This window comes from Metasolibacillus meyeri (assembly GCF_003049505.1).
GTDB classification, from domain to species: Bacteria; Bacillota; Bacilli; order Bacillales_A; family Planococcaceae; genus Metasolibacillus; species Metasolibacillus meyeri.
Window position 1 is genome coordinate 1 of record NZ_PYWN01000157.1, and the last position, 12,801, is coordinate 12,801.

General features: G+C 39.5%; 11 protein-coding genes. 10 read left to right on the forward strand and 1 reads right to left on the reverse strand.

Annotation, left to right across the window (positions count from 1 at the left end):
• The first annotated feature begins 94 nt into the window (after positions 1–94).
• The 3 genes from C9J34_RS18830 (at position 95) to C9J34_RS22700 (ending at position 2,557) form a co-directional block, all read left to right on the forward strand.
• Positions 95–1,717 carry a glutathione ABC transporter substrate-binding protein gene (locus tag C9J34_RS18830; protein ID WP_338016218.1) on the forward strand — a complete coding sequence of 541 codons (1,623 nt, stop codon included), beginning with the start codon at positions 95–97 and terminating at the stop codon, positions 1,715–1,717.
• Positions 1,718–1,908: 191 nt separating this feature from the next.
• Positions 1,909–2,427 carry a GNAT family N-acetyltransferase gene (locus tag C9J34_RS18835; protein WP_107841722.1) on the forward strand — a complete coding sequence of 173 codons (519 nt, stop codon included), beginning with the start codon at positions 1,909–1,911 and terminating at the stop codon, positions 2,425–2,427.
• Positions 2,428–2,431: 4 nt separating this feature from the next.
• A complete protein-coding gene (locus C9J34_RS22700; protein WP_274523376.1) occupies positions 2,432–2,557 on the forward strand; it encodes a hypothetical protein in 126 nt (41 codons plus the stop codon).
• A 151-nt stretch (positions 2,558–2,708) separates the two neighbouring features.
• Here the strand turns inward: C9J34_RS22700 and C9J34_RS18840 are convergent, their stop codons facing one another.
• A complete protein-coding gene (locus C9J34_RS18840) occupies positions 2,709–4,097 on the reverse strand; it encodes a glycine--tRNA ligase (protein WP_107841723.1) in 1,389 nt (462 codons plus the stop codon).
• 381 nt (positions 4,098–4,478) lie between these two features.
• Between C9J34_RS18840 and ccpN the strand changes: the two genes are divergently transcribed.
• The 7 genes from ccpN (at position 4,479) to C9J34_RS18875 (ending at position 12,543) form a co-directional block, all read left to right on the forward strand.
• The gene (ccpN, locus tag C9J34_RS18845) at positions 4,479–5,108 is read left to right on the forward strand and encodes a transcriptional regulator CcpN (protein ID WP_238600710.1); all 630 of its coding nucleotides are present in this window, start codon (positions 4,479–4,481) and stop codon (positions 5,106–5,108) included.
• Between the two features lie 8 nt (positions 5,109–5,116).
• Positions 5,117–5,929: a pyruvate, water dikinase regulatory protein gene (locus tag C9J34_RS18850; RefSeq protein ID WP_107841725.1), complete on the forward strand. Its 813-nt coding sequence runs from the start codon at positions 5,117–5,119 to the stop codon at positions 5,927–5,929.
• A gap of 388 nt (positions 5,930–6,317) precedes the next feature.
• The gene (gene dnaG, locus C9J34_RS18855; protein WP_107841726.1) at positions 6,318–8,138 is read left to right on the forward strand and encodes a DNA primase; all 1,821 of its coding nucleotides are present in this window, start codon (positions 6,318–6,320) and stop codon (positions 8,136–8,138) included.
• A gap of 31 nt (positions 8,139–8,169) precedes the next feature.
• Positions 8,170–9,294 (forward strand): RNA polymerase sigma factor RpoD, encoded by a 1,125-nt coding sequence (gene rpoD / locus C9J34_RS18860; RefSeq protein ID WP_107841727.1) that lies wholly within the window; start codon positions 8,170–8,172, stop codon positions 9,292–9,294.
• A gap of 192 nt (positions 9,295–9,486) precedes the next feature.
• The gene (locus tag C9J34_RS18865) at positions 9,487–10,035 is read left to right on the forward strand and encodes a hypothetical protein (protein WP_107841728.1); all 549 of its coding nucleotides are present in this window, start codon (positions 9,487–9,489) and stop codon (positions 10,033–10,035) included.
• Positions 10,036–10,928: 893 nt separating this feature from the next.
• The gene (locus C9J34_RS18870) at positions 10,929–12,071 is read left to right on the forward strand and encodes an acyl-CoA dehydrogenase family protein (RefSeq protein WP_107841729.1); all 1,143 of its coding nucleotides are present in this window, start codon (positions 10,929–10,931) and stop codon (positions 12,069–12,071) included.
• A gap of 142 nt (positions 12,072–12,213) precedes the next feature.
• Positions 12,214–12,543: a c-type cytochrome gene (locus tag C9J34_RS18875; RefSeq protein ID WP_107841730.1), complete on the forward strand. Its 330-nt coding sequence runs from the start codon at positions 12,214–12,216 to the stop codon at positions 12,541–12,543.
• The last annotated feature ends 258 nt before the right edge of the window (positions 12,544–12,801 follow it).

Genomic DNA, 12,801 nt, shown 5'->3' on the forward strand with positions numbered 1-12,801 from the left:
AAATAAAGTGAATGAAAATTTAGAATATTCATTGAGTTATTGTGTAATTCGTGTTAGCATTTAATTTATAAAAAGGAAGTTAGGGGGAATTCATTTGAAGAATAGGAATCACGTATTATTTTTACTATTACTGGTTTTTTCTGTAATTATGGTAGCTTGTAGTAATAGTGAAGAGGGTAAAGAAGAGACGAATAAAGAAAAAGACACAGGTACACAAACTTCGGAGGGGCAAGTTGAAGAAACTACAGGTGGTGACTTGGTATTAGCTACACTATCAGATGCAGCAAATCTAGACCCACATTTATCAACAGACGTGCCATCTGCCTCTGTTTTATCAAATATCACAGAGGGGCTTGTAAAGAAAAATGAAAATGATGAGATTGTGGGGAGCTTAGCGAAGAGCTGGGAAGCGATTGACGATCTTACTTGGGAATTTAAGCTTGTCGAAGGTGTAAAATTCCATGATGGAGAAGATTTTAATGCCGAAGTTGTAAAGAAAAATTTTGCTCGCTTATTAGATCCAGATATTGCGGCACCACGTGCATTTTTATTTGAATCAATTAAGGAAGTTGAAGTGGTAGATGACTATACAGTGCGCATACATACACACTATCCATTCGCACCACTTATTAATCATTTAAATCATCCAGTAGGTGTAATGATTTCACCAGCACAAATTGATGCGGATTATGAATCAATTGCGGCTGGTAATCCAGCGGGACAATTAGTAAACGAAAAAGGTCCAATTGGTACAGGCTTTATGAAGTTTGATTATTGGACAGCAGGTACAGAAATTAAACTTGTCAACAACCAAGATTATTGGGGACAAAAGGCGTTTGTTGATTCTGTCACAATCAAAGTAATTCCTGAAAGCGCAACACGTGTAGCGGAGTTAGAGACAGGCAACGCACATATTATCGAGCCAATTCAACCGAATGAAGTAGCGCTAGTTGAGGCTTCAGTTAATAGTGTAGATGTTTCATCAGGTTCATCTTTATCATACATTGGATTTAATGTAGAGAAAGAGCCATTCAGCGATGTTCGTGTACGTCAAGCGATTTCAATGCTAGTAGATCAACAAATGATTATTGACGGTATTTATGATGGTTTTGGTGAAGCAGCAATCGGTCCTTTAGCACCGAATGTATATGGCTATGATGCTACATTACAGCCATTAACGTACAATGTTGAAAAAGCGAAAGAGTTGTTAGCGGACGCTGGATTTGCAGATGGCTTTAAAACAACAATTTGGACGAATGATAATCCACAACGTCAAAACATTGCAATTATGTTGCAAGAAGAGTTAAGACAAGTCAATATCGATGCAGCGATTGAGGTTGTAGAGTGGGGAGCTTATCTAGCAAAAACAGGTGCGGGCGAACATGAAATGTTTATTCTAGGTTTATCGAATCCTGTAGGGGATGCAGATTACTTCCTAACACAATTGTTCCACTCTAAAAATAAGGGAGACTCAGGAAATCGTACTTTCTATGAAAATGCAGAAATTGATGCGTTATTAGATCAGGCACGAGAAGAAATTGATGCGACAAAGCGTTTAGCCTTGTATAAGGAACTTCAAGATCGTTTAATTGAAGAGGCACCAATGGTTTATGTACATCACCAAGCATACTTATCAGGTGTAAGTGAAAAAATTGAAGGTTACTGGATTAATGATTCTGGTCACCACAAGTTACAAAATGTGAAGTTTATCAAGTAGTTTAAGGGAGAAGCGCATGGAATCAGAACTTTGATTTCATGTGCTTTATCTATGTATATTTGAAAGTCGAGTTTGTAAGCTGAATATCGATATTTTGAGCTTGCTAAATAGAAAGTAGCTTGTTTGTTAGCTTCTTGCTGATTTACAATCGGCAAAATAATATTAAACTAAGGAACAGGAGTGTATGCACAATGAAGGTTCGACAAGCGAAGTTAGAGGATGCAAAGGGAATTGCTACTGTACATGTGGATAGCTGGCGTTCAACTTATCAAGGAATAGTAGCACAAAGTTATTTAGATAGCTTATCATACAGTGCACGCGAGGAACTTTGGCATACAGCGATTCCGTACGGACATGTATTTGTTGCTGAAAATGAACAAGGTAAAATTGTAGGCTTTGTCACTGCTAGCAAGGAGAGAAGCGGAAATTATCCAGATTATCAAGGCGAGCTGACTGCAATTTATATTTTAGCAGAGTATCAAGGGCAAGGGATTGGTAAAGCTTTAATGCAGCATACGGTGCGGTATCTACAGATGCAAGGCTTTGAGTCAATGCTTGTGCTAGTTTTAGAGGACAATCCCGCAACAGCGTTTTATAAAGCGATTGGTGGAGAGAAAATTGACGTTGTAGAGATTGAAATTGGAGGTGAACGCTTACAGGAGGCCGTATATGGCTGGCGTACATTGCCGCAAAATGGTGATTTGGAGTAGATAGATGCAAAATTCAATAGGGTTATGGGCGAAAACAGGCCTTGGTTGGGCGAATTCACCTGTGCGTTGGGCGAAATTGGCGATTGGTTGGGCGAATTTCTTTATCCGTTGGGCGAATTGTTACTTTTGAACTAGATAATTCAATGAAAGGTTATCATTTTTAAAATCGCCATACGGTGTGCTCCTACGGTTGTCACGCTATCGCGTCACAATCCTCGTCGCAAACACACATGCCAGAAAAACGGAGCGGGGGATGTACTAAACATCCCCCAATCCATAAATTAAAATTGTAAGTGCTTTTCAATATACGCTTTAACTTCGGATATCGGCATGCGTGTTTGATCCATACTATCACGGTGACGTACTGTTACTTGGCCGTCTTCTTTTGAGTCGAAGTCGTATGTGATGCAGAATGGTGTGCCGATTTCGTCTTGGCGGCGGTAGCGTTTGCCGATTGATTGTGATTCGTCGAAGTCGACAGGGAACGCTTTGCGTAAGTCAGCCCATACGTCGCTTGCTTCTTCCGATAGCTTTTTCGATAAAGGTAGTACCGCTGCTTTGAATGGTGCTAGTGCTGGGTGGAAGCGCAGGACTGTGCGCTTGTCGTCGCCCTCTAGTTGTTCTTCATCGTACGCGTCACATAGGAATGCTAATGTTACGCGGTCAGCACCTAGTGATGGCTCGATACAGTATGGCACATAGCGCTCGTTTGTTACTGGGTCGATGTACGTGAAATCTTCACCAGAATGCTCCATATGCTGTTTTAAGTCAAAGTCTGTGCGGTCCGCGATACCCCATAGTTCACCCCAGCCGAATGGGAAGCGGAATTCGATGTCTGTTGTTGCGTTTGAATAGTGAGATAGCTCATCGTCTTCATGGTCGCGTAGACGCATAGACTCTTCCTTCATACCTAAATTCAATAGCCAGTTTTTACAAAATTCTTTCCAGTAAGCATGCCATTCTAAGTCTTCACCTGGCTTACAGAAAAACTCTAGCTCCATTTGCTCGAATTCACGTGTACGGAATGTGAAGTTACCTGGTGTGATTTCGTTACGGAATGATTTACCAACTTGCGCAATACCAAATGGTGTACGTTTACGCATTGAGCGTTGGATATTTTTAAAGTTAACGAAAATACCTTGTGCTGTTTCAGGGCGTAGATAGATTTCGTTTGTAGAAGATTCTGTTACACCTTGGAATGTTTTAAACATTAAATTGAATTGACGAATGTCTGTGAAGTCGATTTTGCCGCAATCTGGACAAGCGACTTCTAGCTCTTCCATTTTTGCCTTCATTTGCTCGAAGCTCATACCGTCAACGATAATTTCTTTACCTGTTTTTTCTAAAGATGCATCTTCAATTAATTTGTCTGCACGGTGACGCGCTTTACAAGCTTTACAGTCAATCATTGGGTCGTTGAAGTTGCCAACGTGGCCTGAAGCGACCCATGCTTTTGGGTTCATTAAAATCGCTGCATCTAAGCCGACATTATGCTCAGATTCTTGCACGAATTTTTGCCACCAAGCTTTTTTTACGTTGTTTTTTAATTCGACACCAAGTGGGCCGTAATCCCATGTGTTGGCTAAACCGCCATAAATTTCGGAGCCCGGGAAGACAAATCCACGATGTTTTGCGAGTGATACGATTGTTTCCATTGATTTTTGTGTCATGAAAATTCCTCCTTGTTATTTGTGCCCATTAGAACGAAAAAAGCATTCGTCTCTGGGCGTAATATGCCCAGGGACGAATGCTGTATGTACAGAATCCGCGGTTCCACCCTGATTGCTCAAACAATGTTGTTTGAACCTCTTTCAAAAAATAGCTCCTGAGTGCCGTTTCTCTTTTCAGATGTAGGCTTGCACCAATCCCTACTCGCTATGGTGAAAAGATACTTATTGCTCATTCATCGCTTGTTATATATGGATTAGTATACAATAAAAATTTTTTTATGCAAGTGCTATCGCCTTAATTCTTTTCATCGCAATCTAATATGAAATAGTATATAATAATAAAGTAATCAGTATAACACTATTAAAAGCAGGTGAGTCAAAATCGAACTCAATAAACGTCAAGACGCTATTTTGCAAATCGTTAAAGAAAACGGCCCAATTACAGGGGAGCAAATTGCAGAGCGTTTAAACTTAACGAGAGCCACATTAAGACCCGACTTAGCAATATTAACAATGTCAGGCTTTTTAGATGCAAGACCACGTGTTGGCTATTTTTATGCGGGAAAAAAGAATACATTGACATTAACCGATGCCTTGATGAATTTGAAGGTAAAGGATTTTCAATCAATGCCTGTCATCGTATCTGAAAATATGACCGTTTATGATGCTATTTGTCATATGTTTTTAGAGGATGTTGGGACACTATTTGTGGCGGATCAAAACAACTATTTACAAGGGGTTTTATCGCGTAAAGATTTATTGCGTACGAGTATTGGTACACAGGATTTAAATAAAATTCCTGTACATATAATTATGACGCGTATGCCGAATATTGCATACTGTACAAAAAGTGATTTTTTAATTGAAGCAGCTAAAAAACTAATTGACCGTGAAATTGATTCGATGCCAGTAGTAAACGAAACGGTTGGAGGCGTTGAAATCATTGGTCGATTAACAAAAACGAATGTGACGAAAGCCTTTATTTCACTCGCACAAATTCACGAATTGTAGGTGATGTTTTGGATAATTTGATTTTTTTTGTTGTCTCTGATTCCGTAGGGGAAACAGGGGAGCTAGCAGTGAGAGCGGCTGTTAGTCAATTTAGACCGACCTTTAAAAATGTAGAAATACGTCGTTTTCCACGTGTTAAAAGCTTTGAAGAACTGTACGAAGTGGTGCAGCTAGCGATGCAAGAAAAGGCGATTATTATTTATACATTAGTTGAAAAAGAAATGCGCCAAAAGCTTTATACAACAGCTTTAGAGCAGCATGTTGCAGCAATTGATTTGCTCGGTCCAATGATAGAGTTGCTAGAGTCTTCTATGCAGCAAGCACCGTTAGAGCGACCTGGGTTGACACATAAATTAGATGATGATTATTTTAAGCGAATTGAAGCAATTGAGTTTGCTGTGAAATATGATGATGGTCGAGATCCGCGTGGTGTTTTACTTGCCGATGTTGTGTTAATCGGTGTTTCTCGCACATCTAAGACGCCTTTATCGCAATATTTAGCACATAAAAGTTTAAAAGTAGCAAATGTTCCACTTGTACCAGAAGTAGAGCCACCTGTTGAGCTTTTTGCAGTTGATTCCAAAAAATGCTTCGGATTAATTATTTCACCGGATAATTTAAATAGTATACGAAGAGAACGTTTAAAGACGCTCGGCTTAAATGATGGTGCTATTTATGCACAACATCAGCGTATACAGCAGGAAATAGAGCATTTCCATCGCATTGCAAGCCGTATAGGTTGTGAAGTCATCGATGTAACAAATACGGCTGTTGAAGAAACAGCGAATGTAATTTTGGATAAAATACGCGCACAAGCATAAGCTACCTCTATCCGATTAGGATGAGGTTTTTTATTATGTATTGATAAAAAAATGTAGCTAAATTAGATTTATTGTTTTATAATAATAAAATTGTGGTAAAAATATTTAGAAGTAGAGACAATTATGATTATTTTTTGTCGGATAATAGAGGATTTTCGATATAAATCTCGAATTATGTTTATATCAGGATTCAACAATTTGTTGAATCCTGATAAAGCCCCCGGCGGATGTCACAGATTTTGAAGAGGAGGCCTGCATGATGCAGGTCAGTTAACCGTTGTCACAGGAGGTGACGGTTTTAGGTTAACTTCCACTTGAGCAAACTCGAAAAAATCTGGACGCATTTACGCCGAGGCGTAAATGATGTACAACTGAAAATGGTGATGGAATGACCAAAAAAATACCTGAACAATTAATTGAACAAATCCGTTCACAGTCAGATATAGTCGATGTTATTAGCGATTATATGCAATTGACAAAAAGGGGACGTAACTGGTTTGGTTTATGTCCATTTCATGGGGAGCAAACGCCTTCCTTCTCCGTTTCACAAGACAAGCAAATATTCCATTGTTTCGGTTGTGGAGCAGGTGGTAATGCGATTACATTTGTGATGGATATTGAAAACATATCCTTCCCAGATGCTGTTGTGAAACTTGGTGAACGAGCGGGCGTCCAATTAGATGTAGAGCTGACGACGAGTTCACAGCCTGCAAAAGCCATGTCAAAAGCCGAAGCAAATATGCGGCAGGCACATGATGTGGCGATGGAGTTTTACCATCATTTATTAATGAATACTGAAGATGGAGAAGAAGCGCTGCAATATTTATTGAATCGCGGCTTCACACAGGAACTCATCGAAAGCCAAAAAATTGGCTGGGCGTTGCCATCATGGGATTCACTTACGACATTTCTCGAAAGAAAAGAATTTTCATTAGAGGAGATGGCACAATGTGGACTTGTGATTCAACGGGAAAGTGATGGCTCTTATTTTGATCGCTTTAGGGGACGAATTATGTTTCCAATCCGCGACGATAATGGGAAGGTGATTGCGTTTTCAGGGCGAATTTTAAATACAGATGCTGAAGAAGCAAAGTACATGAACAGTCCTGAATCACCAATTTTTCATAAAAGCGAAGTACTATACAACTTAGATAGAGCAAGGGCTACCATTCGTAAAACGCGTCAAGTTGTCTTGATGGAAGGCTTTGTCGACGTATTAGCTGCGACCAATGCAGGCGTTACAAACGCAGTTGCAACGATGGGCACATCGCTTACACCACAGCATATCCAAAGGCTCAAGCGCTTAGTGGAGCAAATTACGGTTTGCTATGATGGGGATTCTGCTGGTATGGAGGGAGCGCGACGCTCAGCACAGCTGCTTAAGGCTGAACGCTTGAAAGTGGAGGTTGCGGTTTTACCGGACAAGCTCGACCCAGATGATTATATACGTGCATATGGTACGGAAGCGTTTAAAACACAAATCATTGACAAGCCCCATGCTTACATTGCTTTTATGATGATGTATGCACGGCGCAATAAAAATTTTCAGTTTGAAAATGATGTGCTGCAATATGTACAAGAAGTGCTAGAAGAGCTTGTTGGGGTATCTTCACCAATAGAGCGTGATTTATATATAACACAGCTTGCGAATGAAACATCTATTTCTCAAGAAGCGATTTATGCACAATATCGAAAACTGGAAGCGACGAAATCGAAGCATTATAAAAATGAACAAATGCAGGTGCAGGAAGTCGCCCCAATGCCGACAGCACAAAAACCGTTAACGGCAACGGAACGTGCAGAACGGTTATTGCTCTCGCACATGCTTCATAATGTGCATGTAGTTGATAAAATTTTGCAAAGTGGCGAGGAGCCTTTTGTAAGAGATGAGTATATGGCTGTTTTCGTTCGACTAATTGGTTTTTATGAAGAATATAGTATGGCCGATTATCAACGATTTGTAGAGGTAATTGAAGATTCAGAGTTACGTAAAATTGTGATGGAGGCTGCGTTAGTTGAACGCGCTCCAGATCATGCAGAAGCAGAGATTGCAGACTGCTTAAAACATCTTAAAAAACATCGCATACAGCTTGAAATTGATGCGCTGCGTCAACAGCAAACAGAGGCAGAGAAAATGCATGAATATAAACAAGCAATGGAGATTATGCAAAAAATTATCCATTTAAGAAGAACTTTAGCGACGATGTAACTCGATTCGTTTTTTAGAAGGAGGAAGGTTTATGGCGGACAAATCAGAACGCTCAAAAGAAACAGTAAATGAACTATCGTTAGAGGAAGTAAAAGCGCTTCTCCAAAACAAAGCAAAGACAGAAGGCGAAATTTCGATGAAAGAAATTTCTGAAAAGCTAGCTACTTTTGAGCTAGAAAGCGAAGAAATCTTCCATTTTGCAGAAAATATCGAAAGCCATGGTGTGACGGTAGAGGGCAAAGAGGAATTCGAGGAAGATGCGTTGTCTAAGCAAGAGGCGAATGAAGAAACATTTGACTTAAACGATTTAAGCGTACCACCAGGTGTAAAAATTAATGACCCAGTGCGTATGTATTTAAAGGAAATTGGTCGTGTTGATTTACTTTCTGCTGAGGAAGAGATTCGTTTAGCGGAGCGAATTGAGCAGGGTGATGAAGAGGCGCGTAAACGTTTAGCAGAGGCGAACTTACGACTTGTTGTATCGATTGCGAAGCGCTATGTTGGTCGCGGTATGCTATTCCTTGATTTGATTCAAGAAGGAAATATGGGGCTTATTAAAGCGGTTGAGAAGTTTGATCACCGCAAAGGCTTTAAGTTTTCTACGTATGCGACGTGGTGGATTCGTCAAGCGATTACACGTGCTATTGCTGACCAGGCGCGTACAATCCGTATCCCTGTGCATATGGTAGAAACAATTAATAAATTAATTCGTGTACAACGCCAATTATTGCAAGATTTAGGACGTGAACCATCTCCCGAAGAAATTGGGGAAGAAATGGATTTAACACCTGAAAAAGTACGTGAAATTTTAAAAATTGCACAAGAGCCTGTATCGCTTGAAACACCAATTGGTGAAGAGGACGATTCACATTTAGGTGATTTCATTGAGGATTCTGAGGCGCAGTCACCATCAGATCATGCAGCGTATGAGCTGTTAAAAGAGCAGCTTGAGGATGTACTGGATACATTAACAGATCGCGAAGAAAACGTACTTCGATTACGCTTTGGATTAGATGATGGTCGTACAAGAACGCTTGAAGAAGTAGGGAAAGTATTTGGCGTTACACGTGAACGTATTCGTCAAATCGAGGCGAAAGCACTACGCAAATTACGTCACCCATCTCGCTCAAAGCGTTTGAAAGACTTTTTGGAATAAATAGGTAGAGCTGTCGAAAGGAGGAATTCCCTTTTTCGACAGCTCTTTACATGTTTAGAGGCTTATATCATAAGTAATTGTTATAATTATTGATGAAATTTGTAGGAGATGCTACTTTTTTCATATGTTAGAATATACAAATTTTCATTATGATAGTACTATACATACTTTAATGGTTTGGAGAGAAAAAAGATGTCGAACCAGAAAAAACAAATAATACTGAATGAAATTACGTTTTGGAAGCAAAACAAGCTATTGCCTGAGCACTACTGTGATTTTTTAACAACGCTTTACACAGAAGGAGAGAGGCAAGTAGAAATCGAAGGAAAGGCTTCTCAATCGGTCATGGCACAGCAAAAAAGAAAAGCCTTGCGCAAATATTCCGTAATGCCAATGATCGCTATTATTTTTATTGTGTTGCTTTTCACGATTGATGCCGTATGGCTAGTCGCTATTTTAACAGGAGCTTTAGCGGTTGGTTGTTTAATGGGCGCATTTTATTTAGCGAAAAAGAATCAATTGCTGTCACCGATATTGCATTTAACAGGTGCGTTATTGCTATTAGCGGTAACTGTGCAAATATGTATGACTTATTTTCCAAATAGCGTAACGATACTCTACGTGGGGCTGCTAATCAATTGTTTGCTGTGGTGTATTTCAGGTCTGACAATGAAAATTGTGTATTTTACGGTATCGGGTATTTTAGGAATGCTTGCAATTGCGATTTATTTTTTTATGTAAGGTTGATGAGAAGTCGGTTCATCTTCAAAAGCTGTGGTTGGCAAAATAAAAAATTATTTTTGTTTAAAGAGATATGATGCGTTTTTTTAGAGAAAGCTAGAAATGCAGTTGATTTCCGTTGCGATTGGCTCGCTTTCCACGGGGCATAGCTCCAACTAACTTTTTTCGTCTGTCGTCGAAAAAAATGGATTTTCCGCTATGCCTTTCCCGTAGGAGTCGAGCCATCTTCACTTCAATCAACTGGAGAAACCTTTGTAAATAAAGGATTTAGCTACTATCGAAGTTTTCAATGCTCTCATAGAAAGATGCTATATTTTTTAAGTTAATTTATCCATTATAAAAGGATTTGCTCAAAATAAATACATAAAAATTCATTCTTTATTCATCGTTGGTACCTATCTTACTACTTTTCTTGAAAAAAGCAGATGCTATATTTAGGGTGTTTTCTATCATCAAAAGTAGCTCTTTATTTCAAAATGTGTTTATCCCGCATTAATGGACAGTAATGTTTTATTGTAATTATTCTCATAGATTCGTTCTTGAGTGGTGTGACTTCATTGTATTAAAGCCTTTTTCAGTTGATTGGAGTGGAGGGGTGACTCCAGCGGAAATAGTACGAGCTGAAAATCCATTTATTTCGGCAGTGGTCGAAATAAATTAGTTGAAGCCGTACCCGCGGAAAGCGTCCCCGCAACGGAAATCAACGATGTTTTTAGCCTTCTATAGAAATAGAAGGCAAGGCAGTGCGTCAACCTGAGACTCTAGTGAAGAACCGAAAAATCAGCTTTTCAACTAAGAAAAAGCTGATTTTCTTCTTTTTGATGTAAAAGTGCTGTTAAAATGCCATTTTTTCTTATAGAATAAAAGTGTAAACAGACAAAGGGGTGGACAAAATGTTTTTTGATTTAACAGATGAGCAACAGATGATTCAACGCACAATGAAAGAATTTGCTAATGAGGTTGTAGCGCCAGGTGCTATTGAGCGCGATAGAAAGAAAGCGTTTCCAAAAGAAATCTTTCAACAATTAGCTGAAATGGGCATAATGGGATTGCCGTTTCCAGAGGAATATGGTGGTGCTGGTGCAGACACGATTAGCTTTGCGATTGTGACGGAAGAGTTAAGTCGTGTATGTGCTTCAACAGGTATTACGTATTCAGCGCATATTTCACTTGGTGGCGCACCACTTAATTTATTTGGTACAAAGGAGCAAAAAGAACGTTACTTAACACCGATTTGTACGGGGGAATCTTTCGGTGCTTTTGGTTTAACGGAAGCGAATGCAGGCTCTGATGCGGGTGGTACGGAAACTCGAGCAGTGCTAGATGGCAAGCAATTTACGATTAATGGTTCAAAAATGTTTATTACAAATGCTAGCTATGCAAAGCATTTAGCATTAACGGCTATTACAGATAATAAAGATGGAAAAAAAGAAATTAGCGCAATTATCGTACCGACAGATGCAGCTGGCTTCACGATTAAGGATGAATATGAAAAGATGGGGTTACATGCATCCAATACGACAGAGCTCATTTTAGAAAATGTTGTTGTGCCAGAGGAAAATTTACTCGGTACAAAAGGTAATGGCTTTAAACAATTTTTACAAACCTTGGATGGTGGGCGTATCGGCATTGCGGCGATGGCTGTCGGTATCGCACAAGGGGCATTGAATAAATCCGTACAATATGCGAAAGAGCGCAAGCAATTTGGCAAAGCGATTGCTGATTTTCAGGCGACACAGTTTAAGCTAGCTGATATGGCAGTGAAAATTGATTTAGCGCGTACATATGTGTACAAAGCGGCATGGTTAAAGGATCAAGGGCGTCCATTTAGCAAGGAAGCAGCGATTGCCAAATATTATGCATCTGAAATGGCGATGGAAGTTTGTGATGAGGCGATTCAAATACATGGTGGTTACGGCTATATGCGCGAATATGAAGTAGAACGTTATATGAGGGATGCTAAGTTACTAGAAATCGGTGAAGGTACGTCTGAAGTACAGAAACTAGTAATTGCAAGACATATTTTGGCTGATTAATAGATAAGTGGCGAAAATGTTACAAACAAAGTAAAACTTATGCTTTAGGGCTTTTCGTTTTCAACTGAATGCAGTACAATGATTATTGTTGAATAGATTCTATTATATAGAAGCAAAATGAATAACGAGGGAGGGTAATCGTATGAAAAACAATCCAGTTTTTCCTTACATCTTAATTTTGGCATTCGGTATCGGACTTATTTTCTTTATGTCAATGAACGGTGCTGGAGATCATGAAGAGGCTGAAGGCGGCGAAACAACTGAACAAAACGATGGCGCAGCATTAGTACAAAGCTGTATCGGCTGTCACGGTGGCGATTTAACAGGAGGTATGGGACCAGACTTACATGGTATCGCATTATCTAAAGAAGAAATCGTTGAAATTTTAACAAATGGTAAAGGTTCAATGCCTGCGGGTACTGCGAAAGGTAACGAAGAAGCAGTAGCAGACTACATTTTATCTTTAGAATAATATTATGATTAATCGGTTTAAGCCCTGACAATAATGGGTTTAAGCCGATTATTTTTTAACTTAAATCAGCATATGTCCATCTGTATTGAAAGCGAAGCGGCAGATACAGATATAGAAGTCGCCGATGTCCATAAGTGGGGGATAATACTTTGCTGAGAAAGGGGAACTCAGTCTAAGAACGCCATATCCTATGGCAACGACTGTGTGACCAACATCGTGTTGGCCTAAGCCTCCGGCGGATGTCACAGATTTTGAAGA

Coding starts and splice junctions, on each gene's coding strand:
- C9J34_RS18835 (WP_107841722.1), top strand. CDS start 1,909: ATGAAGGTTCGACAAGCGAAGTTAGAGGATGCAAAGGGAATTGCTACT.
- C9J34_RS22700 (WP_274523376.1), top strand. CDS start 2,432: ATGCAAAATTCAATAGGGTTATGGGCGAAAACAGGCCTTGGTTGGGCG.
- C9J34_RS18840 (WP_107841723.1), bottom strand. CDS start 4,097: ATGACACAAAAATCAATGGAAACAATCGTATCACTCGCAAAACATCGT.
- dnaG (WP_107841726.1), top strand. CDS start 6,318: ATGACCAAAAAAATACCTGAACAATTAATTGAACAAATCCGTTCACAG.
- rpoD (WP_107841727.1), top strand. CDS start 8,170: ATGGCGGACAAATCAGAACGCTCAAAAGAAACAGTAAATGAACTATCG.
- C9J34_RS18865 (WP_107841728.1), top strand. CDS start 9,487: ATGTCGAACCAGAAAAAACAAATAATACTGAATGAAATTACGTTTTGG.
- C9J34_RS18870 (WP_107841729.1), top strand. CDS start 10,929: ATGTTTTTTGATTTAACAGATGAGCAACAGATGATTCAACGCACAATG.
- C9J34_RS18875 (WP_107841730.1), top strand. CDS start 12,214: ATGAAAAACAATCCAGTTTTTCCTTACATCTTAATTTTGGCATTCGGT.